Raw genomic sequence first — 17,880 nt, forward strand, 5'->3', positions numbered from 1 at the left:
GAGGGATCTCGACGGGCGGACGGTTCTCGGCTGTTCGAGATCCCTCAGGTCGCCTTAGGCTCCCATCGGGATGACATCCTTTTGACCCATACTGTGCACCATCAAAGAGCCGGAAACGTCACTTCGCAGCGAGTGCCGGCTCTTTCTCTTTCACCACGCCGCGCTTCTTCTCCTCGTTCTGCTTCATCAGGTTGCGAAGCACCATCAACAGCGTCTCGCTCTCCATGAACGTTGGCGGCATGCGGAGGTAGACCGTCTTGTCGTCGATCACGCGGAGAGTACCAGGGGCGTTGGTTAAACCTTCCGAAGCCAGTTTTGCATCGCGGACGGTCAGCACAACGTCGGGCGCCTTCTTGATAATGCTCTCGACGCCGAAGATCTGGCAGAGCAGGCGCATTTCCGTGAGCGCAAATAGCACCACTACCTGCCGCGGCGGATCGCCGAAGGCGTCCTTCATGTCCTGTTCGAGCAAGTGCAACATGTCCAGTGATGTGCAGCGGGTCATCCGCCGGTAGACGTCCAGCCGCTGCCGGTCGGCGGTGATGTAGGTCTTGGGGATGAACGCGCTGATGCCGATATCGACGTGCGCTTCCGGCGTCGTCGCCTTCGGCTCGTTCTTTAGCTGCCGCGTGGCCTCTTCGAGCAGCTGGCAGTACATCTCGTAACCCACGGTAGCGATGTGGCCCGATTGTTCCGGCCCAAGGATGTTACCGCTGCCGCGAATTTCCAAGTCGCGCATGGCGATCTTGAAACCAGCGCCCAGGTGGCTGTACTCCTCGATCGCCTTCAGTCGCTTGGCGGCCACGGGCGTCACCGGGCGGTCGGGCGGTAGCAGCAGGTAGCAGTAGGCGCGGTTCTTGTAGCGGCCGACGCGGCCGCGCAGCTGGTGCAGTTCCGATAGGCCGAAGCGGTCGGCCTTGTTGATGAAGATCGTGTTGGCGTTGGGGATGTCTAGGCCGCTCTCGATGATTGTGGTGGCGACCAAGATGTCGGCCTCGTGGCGGATGAACTTCATCATCACGTCTTCAAGTTCGCCGTCCTCCATCTGGCCGTGCCCGACGATGATGCGCGCGTCCGGCACGAGCTGCTGCAGCTCGTCGGCGACATCGAGGATGTTGTAGACGCGGTTGTGGACGAAGTAGACCTGCCCGCCGCGGTTCAGTTCGCGCAGGACTGCCATCTTGATGCGGCTCTTGTCGTAGGTCGCCACCTCCGTCACGATGCTCCGCCGGTCCTGCGGCGCGGTGGTCAGCGAGGAGATGTCGCGTAGGCCCAGCATGCTCATGTGCAGCGTGCGCGGGATGGGCGTGGCCGACATCGTCAGCACATCGACGGTCTTGCGCATCTGCTTGAGCTTCTCCTTATGCGTGACGCCGAAGCGCTGTTCTTCATCGATCACGACGAGGCCGAGGTCGGCGAACTTCACGTCCTTGCTGAAGATGCGATGCGTGCCGATCAGCACGTCCACCTCACCGGCGGCCGTGCGCTTCAGCGTCTCCTTGATCTCCTTGCTACTCTTAAATCGGCTGACCGATTCGACGTTGAACGGGTAGTTGACCATGCGCTCTTTAAATGAGCGATGATGCTGCTCGGCGAGCACCGTCGTCGGCACGAGCACGGCCACCTGCTTGCCGTATTCAACGGCCTTGAACGCCGCCCGCATCGCCATCTCGGTCTTGCCGTACCCCACGTCGCCGCAGAGCAGACGGTCCATCGGGCGGTGCTTCTGCATGTCCTGCTTGATCTCCTCAGCGCTGGTGAGCTGATCGACCGTCGGCTCGTACGGAAACTCCGCCTCGAACTCCCGCTGCCATTCTGTATCGGGCGGATACGACACGCCCTTCTCCGCAGCGCGCGCCGCCTGAACCTCGATGAGTTCCGCGGCCATGTCCATCACCGCTTCGGCGACCTTGGCCTTCTGCTTCTCCCAAACCCCGCTGCCCAAGCGCGACAGTTGTGGATGGCCTTGGAACCCGCCGATGTACTTCTGAATCAGGTTCACGCGCGTCGCCGGCACGTGCAGCGTGGCGTTCTCGGCGAAGCGAAGTGTCAGGTACTCGTCGTTCTTGCCATCCTTGCTGAGCGTTTGAATGCCGGTGAACTTCGCGATGCCGTGCGCGACGTGAACGACGTAGTCGCCGACCTTCAGGTCCAGGAACGAATCGACCGGCCGGCTCGCGACGACCTTCTTCACGCGACGGCGCTGTTCGTATCGATGGAACAGCTCATGGTGACCCAGCAGCGCGATCGGCTTGCCCGTACCACGGGCGGCCCGCCCGTGTTCCTCCGCGTCATCAGAAGACACGGGCGAGCCGCCCGTGGTACGGCTGTCCCACACGAATCCACGATGCAGGTAACCGATCGGCACCTTGATCTTCTTGCACGCATCCGACGAAACGTCCGCTTCCAGCAGTTCGCAGAAGCGTTTTGCCTCGCCTTCGTTCTCGCAGTAGACGACGACCTCGTGCGTCTCGGCCAGTTCCGCCAGTTCGCGCAGGGCCTTCTTCGCTTCCGTCTCGAAACGCTGAAGCGACGTGATCGGCAGCTTCATCGCGCCGGCAGCCGCATCACCCACGAGTGATGGCGCTGCGGACGTGCCTTGATCAAACTGGCTCAGTTCCAACCGCGGGAAACCCGCGGCCTGGGCAAGCACGGCCTTCAGCGGATAAATCCCCTTCACGTCCGGCAACCGGCCGAAGTAGCTCTTGGCCTGCTCGGCGATCTCCAGCGGTTCCCAGAGCACCACGACTGTGTCGGGCGGCAGATAGGTGAAGATGCTCGTGCTGTCGCCGCTGTCGAGCTGGCCTTTGAGGTCCATCACGCGGACGTTCTCAAGTTTGTCACCGGAGCCGAGCGTATCGAGGTCGAACTTGCGGATGGACTCGATCTCGTCGCCGAAAAAATCGACGCGCACGGTCAGGCCGACCATCTCACCGGCCTCTTCGAAGTTGCCGGGCATGTAGATGTCAATAATGCCGCCGCGCACCGCGAAGTCGCCGGGCACTTCAACTTGGTCCAGGCGGTTGTAACCGTGCTCGCTCAGCCAGACGATGAGTTTCTCCGGTTCCATCGCCATGCCCGGCTTTAGCGTCAGCAGCAGTTGCTGAAGTTGATTGCGCGACGGCACCGCCTGCATCAGCGCCTGGATCGGGGCGACCAGCACCGGCGCGTCGGCCTTGCCCGTGGCGTACTTCGACACCATCTGCAGGCGGTTCGACACCTGCTCTTCACTGACGCGGCCCAGGCTGCCGCCGAGTTCCAGCGCCGGCATGACGTCTGGCCGAAAGCCACCGAACAGTTCGACGTCGTCCGCCAGGTCGTCCCCTTCGTCCAGGTGACCGCAGATGAACAGCACCCGCTGACCGAGCTGCTTGTGAATAGCCGCCACCACGAGCGCGACGCTGCTGCCCCACAACCCCGCCGCCGACGCGGCACGGTGGGTACGGACGGTGTCGGCCAGTTGCTTCAACGGGCGCGCAGCGACAAGCCGCCCGACAACTTCGGGAGGGGTGGAGTTGCTCATAGGTGTAATATTAGGCGGGTGTTATCGGGCCGTAAAGCGCCCAATGCGTCCCGTTCTTGCTAGCTGTGGGAGGCTCTGCGGTTATCTCTCCAAGCCTAAGAACAGCTCTGAGAGCGTGAGAGTTACTCTGGCGGCCTCTCCATCAACCTGCGAGCGCGACAGTTAATCTGCGGGTCTCAGAGTAAACGCTAAGCTCTTAGATTGAATCGCAGGGCCTGAAGTTTACTCCTAGAGCCTCAGAGTCAACGAGAAGGCTTCCTGTTTACTCTCACGTCTTCAGATTGAGCCCTGAGGCTTAGGATTGAACGCCAAGGCGTGAAAACAAACGTCAAAGCATTATCCGGACGTCCGCTGGCAAGCCGATTGGCTAAGTGACCGATCACTGCCTAATTGGTCAATGTCGGATATAGAAGTGTTCAAACTCGCCCGTTGCGGGCAGGTCTTTCAGGTCGACCTTTTTGATGAAGCAGTTCATCTTCTGGCTGACCGTGCTGACGATCTCATCCATGTCGCCGTCGGGGCCTTCCATGATGAGTTCGACGCGGCCATCGGGCAGGTTTTTGACGTAGCCGTGGACGTTGTAGCGTTGGGCGATGTTCTGGACGGTGTAGCGGAAACCGACCCCCTGGACGCGACCGCTAAAATGACATTCCCGGCGATGGGTGGGGTCGGCCGGATGTTGAAAGTCTCGCCACGACATCTGCAGGGAATATACCGATGCAATCCGCTATCGCCAACCCAAATTTTCACGAGATTTATTGCCACTGCTGCATGTAGTCGCGAAACGCGATTTGATTGCAGTAGGCGATGAATTCGCGATCGAGCTGATCCAGTGGGGCGCCGAGATAATGCGTCAGGATGGTCACCGTGTTGTCCGCAGTCCAACCGCGGCCATCGGTTAAGCCCCACACCGTGCCGGCGGCGACGTCGGCCAACAGTCGGTCGAACGCCGGGCGGTACATGCCCTGCTCGCCATCGCGCAGGAAACGGATGAACGCCCAGCATTGGCTGTAGAACGCATCGATGCGGTCGCCCGGTCGATGCACGACCTGACCCGCGTGTAGGGTCATCAGTTCCGCGAGCGAGAACAGGAACTTTCCCTCGATCGATCGGCGTAACCCTTGCGCCCGGTTCGAGTTGGTCTCCAGCTTCCATTTCGGCAGGCCGTGGAAGGCGTCGACGTTCTCGAACTGCGTCGCCATCCCCTCTTCCAGGAATCGCGGCAACTCACCCTTGAAGTATCGTGACGCGAACTGGTGCCAGCCCTCGTGGGCCGCGGTGTAGAGCGTGCGGTAGTCGCCGATGTCGTAGGCGACGAAGACGTCGCCAATGGCGTACGCGCCGACCGAGATCTGTAAGTACAGGCTTGCGCGCGGGCCGGTCTGCCGGCGGGTGAACTCGACCCACTGCGATCGCTGGCCGAACACGTAGCAGTCCAACGGTTTGCCGTTGTGAACGACGTTCCCTGCCAGCCGGCGGTACTGCGTGTAGGCCCCTTCCATCAGTTGGGGCAGCGTCTCGAAGAGCGTTTCATCGGGCGAGACGGTCGTGTAGATGCGGTAGTGATCGGTCGTTAAGACGTGGCCGGCTGTCCCTTGGTACGACCAGGGCGCTTGCTGCACCGCGACCGGTTTGCTCAGGCCATTAACCTGCGCCGCGCGATTCTGCGCGCAACCGGCCATCCACAGCATCACGCTAAGCAGCAACGCGATGGCGCGCAACGGTCGAGTTGCGTTTCTGCGCGTCGCGCCTACGCTTGAACTTATGGCCACTGCACGCCTTGACGTCATCAGCATCGGCACCTTGAGCCGCAACCGGCTGTGGAATGAAACGGAAGCCGTCCGCACCGCCCACGCGACCACGACCCTGATCCGCAGTGGGAAGCGCACGATCTTAGTCGATCCCGGCCTGCCCGGCGCGGCGTTGGCGGCGCGATTGTACGAACGCACCGGCCTGAAGCCGTCGGCGATCGATACCGTCTTCCTGACCAACTTCCGCGGCGCCCACCGCGCGGGTCTGGACATCTTCGATAAGGCCAAGCTGATGATCCACGAACTGGAACAGTCCGCCGCCCGCCAGCATCTTCAGAACCTGATTAACGATGCCCCGGAGGAGGATGAAGATCGCAAGTACTTCATCGCCGAGTTGCGGCTCCTGGAGCGCCTGCAGCCCGCGCCGGACAAGCTGGCCGACAACGTCGATTTATTCCCCCTGTTCGGCTACACGCCGGGCACCACCGGCCTGCTCGTCACCACCCCCGCCACCAGCACCCTGATCGCCGGCGACGCCGTGGCGACGCTGGACCACTTCCTAGCCGGGCAGGTACTGCCCGACGCGGCCGACATCAAGGCAGCCCAGGAAGTGCTGGGCGAGGTTTATGAGATCGCCGACCTCGTTGTGCCGGGGCATGACAATTTGTTCGTGAACCCGCGCATGCAGGGGATGTGAAGTCGCGATTGCGGCTTGAGCAACGCCCGAAAGCCAGCCTGTTCAAAGTGGTGGTCGGCGGTGAGGGCGTCGGTGATCTTTAGCCGTTCCATCACCAAGAACGACGTGCAGTCCGTCAGCGACCAGTCCTTGTCTTGTCGCCGAAAGAACAAGTGCGTGGCCGCTTCGAACAGTTCCGCATCCGCAGCGATCACACGTGCCTTCCGGTTCACCGTCAACGTTTCCATCAGCCGGCGAAAAACGATCCGGTTTCGCGCCTGAGCTAAACCGTCGGCCACTTCAAGCAAGACATAATGGGTGGTCACGATCTCGACGTCGATCCGATCAGTCAGACGAGCGGCTCGCTCGTGGAACGGGTCGGCAGGATTGAGCAAAGCGAAGTAATAGAACGCGTCGGCAAAGATCATCGGGTCGCCCGTTTGGGTTGCCCGTGAAGGTAGTGGTCATGGTTGACCGACATGTCGGGCGGCAGCCCGGTCGCGGTGCCTGCCAAGCGCAGCAGGGCCTTACCGATCGGCTCGTCTGCCGTCGGCATGCTTACGACGTCGACCATCACGTCCGTCCCCTCAGGAATCGAGGGATCACCGTCGAGAACGATCTGCCCGTTAACGACTCGGCCACGATACACCATGACTCTCTCCTGGTTACCTACACTATACCAAGGTCCTTCGTCGTAAACAGGCTCTCAAAGACGTATCCCGCCCCTTCGATGTTCTCCCGCGCCCCTTCTAGTCGGTCGATGACGCCGACGATTCGGTCGATCTTCGCCCCGGCGGCTTCCAGGGTTTTGGCGGCTTCCAGGACCTGGCCGCCGGTCGTCATGATGTCCTCGACGATCACTACGAGGTCGCCAGCTTCCAAGACGCCTTCGATCTGCTTGGCGCTGCCGTAGTCCTTCTTGGCGTTGCGGACGATGACGAACGGCTTGCCCGACTCCACCGACGCCGCCGCCGCCAGCGCGACGGCGCCCAGTTCCGGGCCGGCGATGCGCGTCACCTGCGGGCCGATCCTGGCGGCGAACAGTTTGCCCAGTTCGCGCAGCACGTCCGGCTGGGTTTCGAAGCGGTACTTGTCGAGGTAGTAGTTGCTCTTTCGCCCGCTGCGGAGTGTGAACTCGCCACGGAGGAGGGCGACGTCGGAAATGCGCTGGGCCAGTTGTGCGTGGGTCATAGGGCCGCGACTATTGCCGGGCGGGGGAAAATCGTCAAATCCGACAGACGTTCAACACGGGCCTCATCGATTCGAAAAATGCCTCGCGTTTCTACTGCGACCAGCGCCGATCTAACCTATTATTCTTTCGTCGGGACAGATCTGAACAAGGAGACCATGAGAGGCAAACACCCATGATGAGCAAGTTTTACAACAATGTGAAGACGGCCCTGCTGCTGGGCATGCTGTCGGCGTTGATCCTGATGATCGGGTCGATCTGGGGAACGACCGGCGTGGTGATCGCGCTGATGTTCGCGATTATCATGAATATCGTCGGCTACTTCTTCAGCGCCAAGATCGCGCTGGCCTCGATGCAGGCGCAGGAGGTCGGGCCGGAACATGAGCTGTATCGATTAGTCGAGCCCATGGCGAAGAAGGCCGGCATGCCGATGCCGAAGGTGTACGTGGCCCCCACCTTGGCGCCCAACGCGTTTGCGACGGGTCGCAACCCGAAGAATGCGGCTGTGTGCGCGACGCAGGGCCTCCTGCAGATGCTGGACCGCAACGAGGTGGCGGGTGTGATGGCGCACGAGCTGGCGCACGTGAAGCACCGCGACATCCTGATCCAGTCGGTCGCGGCCACCATCGGCGCAGCCATCAGTTCGCTCGGCTACATGTTCATGTTCGGTGGGATGAACTCGTCGGACGACGAGGACGGTGGCATCCATCCGCTGGCGGGCCTGCTGGTGCTGTTGGTTGGTCCGCTCGCTGCCGGTCTGATTCAGGCCGCCATCAGCCGTAGCCGTGAGTTCAACGCCGACAAGGAGGGTGGCGAGCTCTGCGGTAGTCCGCTGTACCTGGCGACGGCGCTGGAGAAGATCCACTTTGGCGCCCAGCGGGTGCCGATGGACGTGAACCCGTCGTTCAACTCGATGTTCATCGCTGAGCCGCGCAACATGATGCAGTCGATGGCCAGCCTGTTCGCGACCCATCCCCCGCTCGAACAGCGGTTGATGAACCTGATTGGTCGCGAGTCGACCGGAATGTTCCGGTAATCGCGGCCAAATCCTTTGACGATTCCGCGGGCCCGAGGATAATCCTTCGGGCCCGCTTTAACGCCGGCCGTCCCTGGCCGATAAACCTACTTTACCGATTGGACGACGTTTCACGGATGAAACAGATCACCACGACCATTTTCTGTGCGGTTCTGTCGATCTCAACCGTTGTCTTCGCCGACATCGATTCCGATGTGAACGCCGTTCTGGCCGACAAGCTGCTGGCCAAGTCGACCGTTGGGGTAGAGATAGTGGCGCTCGGCGACAGCCCGGCCGACTCGCGCGTGCTGCTGCGGCGTGGCGCGGCGACGCCGCTCATTCCCGCCAGCAACCTCAAGCTCATTACGACCGCCGCCGCGGTGGAGAAGTTCGGGGCCGGCTTCCGGTTCGAAACGCGCTTCGTGAAGCACGGCCAGAACGTGATTGTGGTCGGCGATGGTGACCCCACCCTCGGCGATACCGACCTCATCAAAAAGTTCGGCCAAGGCAGCACCAGCGTCTTCACCGCTTGGGCGGCCGCGCTGAAAGATAGCGGCACGATTAGCGTGCAGGACGTGATCGTCGACGACAGCATCTTTGACGGGCAGTTCGTCCATCCCAACTGGCCCGAAGACCAGCGGCACCTGCGTTACGTCGCGGGCGTGGCGGGGTTGAACCTGAACGCCAACTGCCTGGACTTCTACCTGTCGGGCACGTCGCCCGGCGCGCGGGTGAATTACCGCATCGACCCGCCGACGCAGTACGTGCAGGTGGAGAACAACTGCATCACGCGCTCCGGCGACAGCGCGGTCAGCCTGCTGCTGGACCCGGAGACGAAGCGCCTGCTGCTGCGCGGCTACAGCCCCGGATCGACGGTCGCGGTGTCGGTGACGGTCGACGACCCGTCGCTCTACGCCGCCACGGTGTTGAAGGAACAGTTGGCGCAAGCCGGCATCACCGTCAACGGCACCGTGCGGCGAGAACATGGCGCCCGCGCCGCGCTGGCGGCCGGTTCGCCGGACTATACGGTGGTGTCGCGCTACGTGACGTCAATCGAGTACGTACTGGACCGGGCGAACAAGGACAGCGTCAACCTGTATGCCGAGGCACTCTGCAAGCGCCTCGGATTCGCCGACACCAACGCCCCCGGCTCGTGGGTGAACGGCCCGGCGGCGATGGGGAAGTTCCTGTCCAGCGTCGGCGTGCCACCTGACCAGTACACGTTCGACGATGGCTGTGGGCTATCAAAGCAGAACGCGATCAGCGCCGGCGCGATCTCGGCCGTCCTGCAGCACATGTACTTCAGCCCGAACCGCCAAGCCTTCCTGAGCAGCCTGTCAGTCGCTGGCGTCGACGGCACGCTCGACAGCCGATTCCGCGGCAGCGACCTGCGCAACCGCGTCTTCGCCAAGAGCGGCTTCGTGAACGGCGTCAGCACGCTCAGCGGCTACTTCATGGGCAAGGACGACCGCTGGTACGCGTTCTCGATCCTGATGAACGGCATCCCGAACAAGAGCAACTCGTCGATCAAGCCCCTGCAGGAACGCATCGTCAAAGCCGCCGACGACCTGACGCGGTGAGCGTGGCGTCCACACTTCTCTTCTGTAGGACAGGCATTCCTGCCTGTGTCTCTTCTGTCTGTTCTTCTCTTGGTGGGCCGGACATTCTTGTCTGCCCCGCGGCGGAGCCGCGATCAAACGCGGGGAGCCACGAAGGCGCGAAGGCACAAAGGTGGACACGAAGAACATCCGAAGAGCGTTGCGCCAGAGCGACCTTAATCGCGCAGCGCGAACGTAGAGATGGATAGCGTGTTCTTTGACAACCAAATAGCCGACGCGCGTGCGATCAACACCCAGCATGTCGACCACCCGATGGTGCACAATGGTGCAAAATGGTGCACGAAATCGCGTTTCGCATTACCCAAACCGCCGCCACGGCCGCGGTTTGCAGAACCACCTTCGCGACTTCCTCGTGCCTTCGCGCCTTCGCGTCTCTTCAATTTAAGCGAAAGCGCAATCGAGACAGAGAGGAATGTCCGTCCCACCGAAGACTGAGGACAGAAGAGAGAATACGGGGGAGAGACAGGCAGGAATGCCTGTCCTACAGAAGCACGCAGGGCACCTAGTTACTTCTCCGGCTCGGCCACGATCTCGTCTAGCGCGCGGTCAACTTCCTTTGGCTCTAGCACGCCGAGCTCTTCCAAGGCCAGCAGGGCAGCCTTCTGCTCGGCCATCTTCTTGTTGGGGCCCCAGGCGGAGGTGAACCGGCGGGTGTCGATGACGACGCCGACTTCGAAGCACTTGCTGTGGTCGGGGCCCTTCTCGTCCAGCAACTCGTACATCGGCGAGCCGCCTAGCATTTTCTGGGCGTGCTGCTGAAGCAGGGCCTTGTAGTTCTGCTGGTGGCTGTTGGAGGCGATCTCCTCCATCTTGGCGGTCATCGTGCGCAGGACGTAGGCCTTCACGACCTCGAACCCACCATCGAGGTACACCGCCGCCACGATCGACTCGTACACCGCCGCCGCCAGTGAACTGGGCATGGCCTCGCGGCTGCTGATGCCCTTGCCGATGATCAGCAGATCGGTCAGGCCCGTCTCATTGCTGACCTCGGCACAGGTCCGCCGGCTGACGACGGCGCTCTTCACCTTGGTCAGCTCGCCTTCGAGGTACTCGGGAAAGCGCAGGTAGAGCGCCTCGCAGATGATGAGGTCGAGCACCGCATCGCCGAGGAACTCCATCCGCTCGTTGCTGTTCAGGCGGTTGTCGGCGATGGACGCGTGGGTCAGGGCCTCCTTCAGCATATTGGGATTTTTGAAGGTATAGCCGAGGACCTGCTCAGCCTTTTCGCGGGTTTCGTTGGTCACGTACTACTCTCTGAAGGTAAACCGGGGTGCAACTATTGAAGAAACCTATTACCTGCCCGAAAAACTGTCAATAAAAAAGGGGTTTTGACGCGACGGGCACCCGTTGGGCTCGTGACGAATCTGCGCGGGAACGTCGCGCGCTGCTGACGACGCGTGCCGCTAAAGCGGCAAGCCCTGGAGCGCGGGTTGCGATGGGCTGGGGGCGTTCGTACCATCCAGCCCGCACGCATGGTTTCGTAAGAATCGAGTTTGCCTGATGCACCTTTCGACTTATCCCGCCTTGTCACTGCTCGTCGGCTCGCTCGTCATTCATGGCGCAACCGCTCCGCTGATGGCCGAGAGCGCCTTCGATCCCGCGCAGCACATGCGCGTCGACGAGGTGCGCCCTGGCATGAAAGGCTACGGCCTGAGCGTGTTCAGCGGGCACAAGATCGAGCGGTTCGAGCTGAACGTCATCGCGGTGCAGAAGAACTTCAACCCGAAGGAGGACGTGATCCTCATCCGCTGTCTCGGCGAGCGCCTGGAGCACAGCGGCGTCGTCGCGGGCATGAGCGGGTCGCCGATCTTCCTGACCGACGAGAACGGCGTCGACCGCATGGTCGGCGCGCTCGCCTACGGCTGGCAGCTCTCCAAAGACCCGATCGCCGGCGTGCAGCCGATCGAGTACATGCTGGAACTGCCCACGCAGCCAACCACGGCGCCGGCGGCGTCGCGAGCGAAGACCGCGAGCGGCCCGCTGCGGTGGTCGGTCGATGAAGTCATCATGCTGCCCGGCATGCAGCGGGCGCCGGTCGGCTATCCACTGCAATCGTGGAACGATTTCCGTCCCAACACCAGATTGCTGCCCGCTGTGGGCCAGTCGCGAATGGCGCCGATGGCGACGCCGCTGATGGTCGGTGGCGCTTCGGCCGGGCTGCTCGACCAGGTCGCGCCCCTGCTAAGCGCCTACGGCCTGGTGCCGTTGCAGGCCGGTGGCGCGGGCACCGCGGCGACCGCACCCGCGGACGGCGCCGCCGTCAAGATCGAACGCGGCAGCTCGCTCGCGGTGCCGCTGGCGGTAGGCGACATCGACCTCACCGCGCTCGGCACCTGCACCGAAGTCCTCGGCGAACGCGTCTACGGCTTTGGTCACCCGTTCAACAACGAAGGGCAGGTCGCCCTGCCCATGGCCAGCGGTTACGTGACGACGATCATCCCGTCGCTCGCGACCAGCTTTAAACTTGGCGGCATGACCGCGGTGGTCGGCACGCTGTCGGCCGACCAGTCGGTGGGCATTGCCGGTCAGTTGGGACCAGCCCCGAAGATGATTCCGGTCGACGTGCAGGTGAAGTACGCCGACGGCTCGACCGACCGCGCGTTCCACTTCGACATCGCCGCCCACCCACGGTTCACGCCGATCCTGGGCACGATCGTGGTGTCGTCGTCGCTCAGCGGGCAGAAGCTGCTGCCGCAGTATCACACGCTGGAGATGGACTTCGACGTTCAGTTCGAGAACGGCCAGACGGTGCACGTGGCCAACACCGCCGTCAACAGCACGCCCGCCGACCTGTTCTTCGAGCTGGGCACGCCAATGATCGCCGCCAGCGAGAACCCGTTTCAGCGCGTGCTGGTGAGCAAGATCACCGGCACGCTGACGGTAACGCCCGAGGCGCGCGACGCGCAGCTGCTGAACGTGAACGTGCCGCGCACGAAATACCTGCCCGGCGAAACGATCAAGGCGTACGTCACCTACCGCCCGTTCCGCGGGGCCGAGTCGATCATGCCGATCGAGATGCCGATTCCCGCCGACCTGCCGGATGGCGAATACTCGCTGACCGTGTCGGACTGGCAGACTTACCTGGACGAGGAGCGCACGAACGAACCGTTCCGCTTCACGACGGAGAACGTCGATCAGGTCTTCACGGTGTTGAAGGAGTTGGCCGACGTTCGCCGGAATGCGCTCTACGTGCGCCTTCAGCGACAGGCCGACGGTGTGGCGGTCGGCCGGACGGCGATGCCGAACTTGCCGTCGTCGCGCCGCCAGGTCTTCATGGATGCCGGCCGCAGCAACACGACGGCGTTCGTCAGCTCCAGCGTGAAGGTGGTGCCGGCCGACTACGTCTTCAGCGGCCAAGCGCAGTTCACCATCGAGGTCGACCGCGACGCCCGATCCGACCGCGCGACAAAACCGGCCAGCGACAAAGGCAAATCACCGGCCAAGGCGAGCACGATGCCGTCGGCGGGATTAGAAGGATGAACCGCGGGGACGCGGAGACAGAAGAGTAGGAGAAGAGCGAGGGAAGAAGATTAGGGCGCGAAGAGCGACTTCATACTGAGGTACGCCGAAGGATCTCTTTGCGGCGTAATACGGTGGAGATCCTTCGGGGTACCTCAGGATGACGATTCTCCGTTACATGAGTATGTTTCAAACCATTCTTCTCCCTCTATCTCCGCGCCCTCCGCGTCTCCGCGGTTAACCTATTCTGAGTTCACGACGAAACCCGAGGTCTTAATGCTCCGTCATGCCAGCCTGATCCTCCTGTCCATCGCCACGCTCGCCAATGGCGCCGGGCCAAAACGATGGACGCAAACCAGCGAGGCCGATTTCCGCAGCGGCACGTTCGACAATGTCGTCGCGACCAATCTCGGCGACCTGAAGCTCTCGCGCGCGACGAAGACGTTGCTGGAGCAGGACCCGCGCGTCAGCACGGTCTACGCGCTGGCGCAGCTGCCCGACGGCACGATCTACGCCGGCACCGGGCCGCAAGGAGTGCTGCTGCGCATCAGTGAAGACAAGGTCGACACCGCCGCGACGATCGAGGGCAGCATTGGCATCTTCTCGCTGGCGGTGGATGGTGAAGGTCGGCTGCTGCTGGGCACCGGTGGTGAAGCCGGGAAGGTGTTGCGCATCAACAAGGCGGGTGAAGCGCCGATCGAGGTGTTCGCGTCGCCATTGGTGAAGTACGTGTGGGCGATACAGGTCGGCGCCGACGGCACGATCTACGCTGCCACGGGGCCAAACGGGCAGCTGATCGCGATCGCGCCGGATGGCACGTCGCGCGTGCTGTTCGACAGCATCGAGAGCAACCTGCTCAGCCTCGCATACGACGGCAAGCAGACCCTGTTCGCCGGCAGCGATCCGAACGGCGTCGTGTACCGCATCGACGCGGCCAGCGGGAAGGCGTTCGTGCTGTACGACGCCAACGAGACCGAGATCAGCGCCTTGGCGCTCGACGCCGCCGGCACCCTGTACGCCGGCACGGCCCAGCCGGTTGAAGGCGCGACCGATTCAGAAGCGATCGCCGAGCAGACCGGCCGCCCCGAGGAAACGACGAGCGGCCCACCGATCGTCGCCGCCCCTGCCGGTGATCCGGCCCCGCCCGATCCCAATCCCGGCCGCCCGGAACCGGAACCGCGTCAGGACGCGCCCGACGATGCCCCCGCGGCCCCCGAAAAAGCCGAGGGCGAGGCCGACAAGGCCGCCGACGCGGACGTGGAGACCGACGCGATGAGCGAGATCGTCGGCAACACCGAACCGGCGGCCGAAGGGAACGCGATCTACCGCATCGATTCATCCGGCTTTGTCACGGAAATCTTCCGCCGATCGGCGATGGTCATGTCGCTGCTGGAAGACGACGGCACGCTGCTCGTCGGCACGGGGAGCGAGGGGTTCGTCTACCAGATTCGCCCGACGGCCGAAGAAAGCGTGGTGATCGCCAAGCTGGATCCAAAGCAGGTGATGGCAATGTTGCGCGCCAAAGACGGCCGCGTCTTCCTGGGCCTGGCCAACGCCGGTGGCATCGCCGCGATGAGCCCCGGCTTCGCCAACAGCGGCACGTACACCAGCGAGGTGTTCGACGCGTCACAGGTGAGCCAGTTCGGCGCCATCCAGATGCACGGCAACGTGCCGGCGAACGCGAAGGTGACCCTTGCGACGCGATCCGGCAATCTTCAGGACGCCAACAGCCCGCACGGTTGGTCCGATTGGTCGGCCGAGCAACCTGCCAACGCGTTCGTGAACGCTGCCACCCCGCCGGGCCGATTCTTGCAGTACCGCCTGACCTTCACCAGCACCGACGGCCAATCGACGCCGGCGGTCACCGATGTACAGGCGACGTACCAGGTGCCCAACCTGCCGCCGGCGATCAAGTCGATCACGGTTGAAACCGCCGTCGAGGAAGAAGCCGCCACCGACGACACGAAGGCCGAGCCCGCTCCGACGCGCATGCGAACGGTGGCGTGGGAAGCGACCGACGCTAACGACGACGCGATCGCCTACACCCTGGCCTACCGAACCACCGGCACCGAGCCATGGATCGTGCTGAAAGAGGACCTGAAGGAAGCCACCTTTCAATGGGACACGAAGCGTGTGGCCGACGGACGCTATGAACTCCGGGTGACCGCGACCGACGCCACCGCCAACCCCGCGGGCACCGGCAGACAGTCATCGCGGGTGAGCGACCCCGTGCTGGTCGACAACACCGCCCCCCTATTCGACGCCGCAAACGCAGCCATGGACGGGCAAAGCGTGAAGGTCGACCTGAAGGTGACGGACAAGACCGGCACGATCGCATCAATCGAATATGCGGTCGATTCGTCGCAGGACTGGCAAGCGGTGGCCGCTTCGGATAGTATCTACGATTCGCCTTCAGAGGCCGCGACGTTTTCCGTCGCGTCGCTGTCGGCGGGCCCCCACCAGATCGCGGTGCGGGCAACCGACAGTAACGGCAATCAGGGCATCGCCCACCTCCAGGTGACGATCCCCGAAAAACAGTGAGCAGCGGCCGTCGAAGAAGGCGGCGCAAGTGAAGGATCAGCCATGCATTACCCGCACCGAATCAGCAAAGTGAAGCGCGCCCGCAAGCTCGGTTTCCGCGCCCGCATGAAGACCGCCAAGGGCCGTCAGATGATCAACCGCAAGCGCCGCGTTGGTCGCGCCGTCCAGGTCGTCTAACGCCGGCCCGTCGCGGGCGCGGTTCGACCACGCGAGCGTCGGAGGCTGGCCGCTGAAGCGGCCGGTCCGGGCGTGGCGTTATCCGCATCAAGAGTGCCGCATCATGTCCTCAGAGCCAGAAGACCTCGTGGTCCGACAGCACGAGGATATCACCGTCGTGCGCATTAAGCTCGAGAACCTTTCGGGCATTATGGAGATCGACCGCATCTCCCGCGACCTCGTCCGCATGGTGGACGACGGCGGCGTCACAAAGCTCATCCTCGACTTGAAGTACACGCGGTTCTTCTCGTCGTCCGCCCTGGGCATGCTGATCCTGCTGGCCCAAAAGCTAAACGCCAAGGGCGGCAAGCTGGTCATCTCCCACCCGGAACACATCCTGCCGCTGCTGAAGGTCACGCGCATGGGCAACCTGTTCCAGATCGCGGACGATCCGAAAGCGGCCAGCAAGCTATTTTAGAACGTGGATGCACGCCGCTTCGTTTAGCCGCGGGCTTGCCCGCGATAGCTGGACAGCAAAATTCATCGCGGGCAAGCCCGCGGCTAAACGCGCGATGGTTGACGCGCGGGCGCTCTAGTGACCCCCACCATGCCCCGCATCGTGGTGCACCTCGGTCGCGGGCACAATCGTCGCCTGTTCCAGTTCGGCCTTCAGCCGTTCGACGTCGCTGCCCGTCCCCAGGTGGGCCAGAAGTTCACCGCGACCGGTCTCAAACATCCGCCGGGATACCATCGGATGCTTGTCGAACGCGTCGGTGATGGACCAGGAGCGCGTGTCGACGTAGGTGTCGTGGAAGTTCAGTCGTTCCTTCGTGATGAGCGTCACCTTCATCGGCGATCCCTCAGCCTCCGGCGACCGCACCACGTGCACCGCGGCGGCGGCGAGGGCCCAGCCGGCCAGCCAGGTGACGAACACGAAGAACTTGAACAGCTTGCGTACGGTCTTCATCGTTTCACATCACGGTTGGCGTCGTCGGCGGAGGGCTCGGACAACTCATCCTCAAGGTCGATCGTGCCCAGATCGAGGTTTTCGGTCGGGCCATCCTCGTCGGTGTCGCCGGTCAGGTCGACCTGAAGGTCAGAGTGCTCGTTGAGGTCGAGCGCGTCCGTGTCATCGACGGTGTGGGCGGCCTGCTCGGTCGGCTCGGGCGGCACAGTTGGTTCGGACAGCTCCGCCTCGATGTCGAACTCGGTTTCATCGGCGGGCAGTGCGATGTCGTCGATCACGGGCTCGTCGGCAGTGACTGCGCTCGCCGCAGCGCCGGCGGCGCCAGTCGCGGCGACGGGGCCGGCGGTGCTCGTCAGGCCCGTCGGCATCTCCGGCACCACGCGCATCGCCGGTTTCACGCGTCGGTTCGCCCCACCGGCCGGTAGGACGCTGTTGTAGAACCCGACCGCGAACAATCCCTGCTGCTGCTGATAGGGGAAGTTGATCAACTCGCAAAACTCGGCGATCAGCTTCTGCGCCGCAGGGTCCGTACGCTCGGCCGCCTGGACTGCCATGTGGTGCTTCTTGTCGCGGAAGCGGATCATCTGCACGTACCGCCCGGACGGTTCACCCGCGCCCCAATTCGACCCCGCCTGCTCGAACACCTCAAAGTCCTCGCACCCGAACCGTGCCAACGTCTGGCGGAAACGGCTCAGCAGGCGCGCGTGTTCCGAGCGCTTGTCTTTGGGCACAACGTAGCTGTTGGTCTGAAGGAGCATCATGATGGTCCGGCCAGCGAGCCGGAGCGTGTATTCTGCCAGACCGATTTAACGTCCGCAATCGCTAACCATCTATTTTAGGCGACCTTCCGAACTTCGGCACGCCCGATAATTCCACCCGTGCGCGCGCACCTAACCAACCGCGCAACGTACTAAACATGCCCCTGTCACCCATGCCCTAAAGCCCGCTATCAAAAAATACTTAGATTTGTTTGACAACTTCTGA

General features: G+C 62.9%; 16 protein-coding genes. 7 read left to right on the forward strand and 9 right to left on the reverse strand.

The window, feature by feature from the left end; genetic code table 11:
- Positions 1–118: 118 nt before the first annotated feature.
- The 3 genes from mfd to VGN72_00440 all read right to left on the reverse strand — a co-directional run bounded on the left by mfd (position 119) and on the right by VGN72_00440 (position 5,244).
- Entirely contained in the window at positions 119–3,523 is a 3,405-nt protein-coding gene (gene mfd / locus VGN72_00430) for a transcription-repair coupling factor (protein ID HEV7297801.1), read from the reverse strand.
- A gap of 394 nt (positions 3,524–3,917) precedes the next feature.
- Positions 3,918–4,223 carry an acylphosphatase gene (locus tag VGN72_00435; GenBank protein ID HEV7297802.1) on the reverse strand — a complete coding sequence of 102 codons (306 nt, stop codon included), beginning with the start codon at positions 4,221–4,223 and terminating at the stop codon, positions 3,918–3,920.
- A gap of 55 nt (positions 4,224–4,278) precedes the next feature.
- The gene (locus VGN72_00440) at positions 4,279–5,244 is read right to left on the reverse strand and encodes a hypothetical protein (GenBank protein ID HEV7297803.1); all 966 of its coding nucleotides are present in this window, start codon (positions 5,242–5,244) and stop codon (positions 4,279–4,281) included.
- 43 nt (positions 5,245–5,287) lie between these two features.
- Here VGN72_00440 and VGN72_00445 point away from each other — a divergent pair, with 43 nt between their 5' ends.
- On the forward strand, positions 5,288–5,971 hold the full coding sequence (locus tag VGN72_00445) for an MBL fold metallo-hydrolase (GenBank protein HEV7297804.1): 684 nt from the start codon (positions 5,288–5,290) through the stop codon (positions 5,969–5,971).
- On the opposite strand, the gene VGN72_00450 is transcribed toward VGN72_00445, so the two are convergent.
- The 3 genes from VGN72_00450 to pyrE are packed head-to-tail and all read right to left on the reverse strand — an operon-like array spanning position 5,899 to position 7,141.
- A complete protein-coding gene (locus VGN72_00450; GenBank protein HEV7297805.1) occupies positions 5,899–6,378 on the reverse strand; it encodes a PIN domain-containing protein in 480 nt (159 codons plus the stop codon). The two genes, VGN72_00445 and VGN72_00450, sit on opposite strands and share 73 nt — an antisense overlap.
- Complete coding sequence (locus VGN72_00455; GenBank protein HEV7297806.1) at positions 6,375–6,602, reverse strand: hypothetical protein; 228 nt, start codon at positions 6,600–6,602, stop codon at positions 6,375–6,377. The genes VGN72_00450 and VGN72_00455 overlap by 4 nt, the downstream gene beginning before the upstream one ends.
- 17 nt (positions 6,603–6,619) lie before the next feature.
- Positions 6,620–7,141: an orotate phosphoribosyltransferase gene (gene pyrE, locus VGN72_00460; GenBank protein ID HEV7297807.1), complete on the reverse strand. Its 522-nt coding sequence runs from the start codon at positions 7,139–7,141 to the stop codon at positions 6,620–6,622.
- 173 nt (positions 7,142–7,314) lie between these two features.
- On the opposite strand from pyrE, the gene VGN72_00465 reads away from it, so the two are divergent.
- Together VGN72_00465 and dacB are read left to right on the forward strand one after the other, a co-directional pair.
- A complete protein-coding gene (locus tag VGN72_00465; GenBank protein HEV7297808.1) occupies positions 7,315–8,175 on the forward strand; it encodes a M48 family metalloprotease in 861 nt (286 codons plus the stop codon).
- 116 nt (positions 8,176–8,291) lie between these two features.
- Positions 8,292–9,734, forward strand: a complete 1,443-nt coding sequence (dacB, locus tag VGN72_00470) for a D-alanyl-D-alanine carboxypeptidase/D-alanyl-D-alanine-endopeptidase (GenBank protein HEV7297809.1) — start codon at positions 8,292–8,294, stop codon at positions 9,732–9,734.
- Between the two features lie 545 nt (positions 9,735–10,279).
- On the opposite strand, the gene rnc is transcribed toward dacB, so the two are convergent.
- Positions 10,280–11,017: a ribonuclease III gene (gene rnc / locus VGN72_00475; GenBank protein ID HEV7297810.1), complete on the reverse strand. Its 738-nt coding sequence runs from the start codon at positions 11,015–11,017 to the stop codon at positions 10,280–10,282.
- A 256-nt stretch (positions 11,018–11,273) separates the two neighbouring features.
- On the opposite strand from rnc, the gene VGN72_00480 reads away from it, so the two are divergent.
- The 4 genes from VGN72_00480 (at position 11,274) to VGN72_00495 (ending at position 16,407) form a co-directional block, all read left to right on the forward strand.
- Positions 11,274–13,253, forward strand: coding sequence for a hypothetical protein (locus tag VGN72_00480; protein HEV7297811.1), 1,980 nt, complete (start codon positions 11,274–11,276; stop codon positions 13,251–13,253).
- A 255-nt stretch (positions 13,254–13,508) separates the two neighbouring features.
- Complete coding sequence (locus VGN72_00485; GenBank protein ID HEV7297812.1) at positions 13,509–15,773, forward strand: hypothetical protein; 2,265 nt, start codon at positions 13,509–13,511, stop codon at positions 15,771–15,773.
- 42 nt (positions 15,774–15,815) lie between these two features.
- Positions 15,816–15,950: a 50S ribosomal protein L34 gene (rpmH, locus tag VGN72_00490; protein HEV7297813.1), complete on the forward strand. Its 135-nt coding sequence runs from the start codon at positions 15,816–15,818 to the stop codon at positions 15,948–15,950.
- Between the two features lie 103 nt (positions 15,951–16,053).
- On the forward strand, positions 16,054–16,407 hold the full coding sequence (locus tag VGN72_00495) for an STAS domain-containing protein (protein HEV7297814.1): 354 nt from the start codon (positions 16,054–16,056) through the stop codon (positions 16,405–16,407).
- Positions 16,408–16,521: 114 nt separating this feature from the next.
- Here the strand turns inward: VGN72_00495 and VGN72_00500 are convergent, their stop codons facing one another.
- Together VGN72_00500 and VGN72_00505 are read right to left on the reverse strand one after the other, a co-directional pair.
- The gene (locus VGN72_00500; GenBank protein ID HEV7297815.1) at positions 16,522–16,896 is read right to left on the reverse strand and encodes a hypothetical protein; all 375 of its coding nucleotides are present in this window, start codon (positions 16,894–16,896) and stop codon (positions 16,522–16,524) included.
- A complete protein-coding gene (locus tag VGN72_00505) occupies positions 16,893–17,657 on the reverse strand; it encodes a hypothetical protein (GenBank protein ID HEV7297816.1) in 765 nt (254 codons plus the stop codon). The genes VGN72_00500 and VGN72_00505 overlap by 4 nt, the downstream gene beginning before the upstream one ends.
- Positions 17,658–17,880 lie beyond the last annotated feature (223 nt).

This window comes from Tepidisphaeraceae bacterium (assembly GCA_035998445.1).
Classification (GTDB): Bacteria; Planctomycetota; Phycisphaerae; order Tepidisphaerales; family Tepidisphaeraceae; genus DASYHQ01.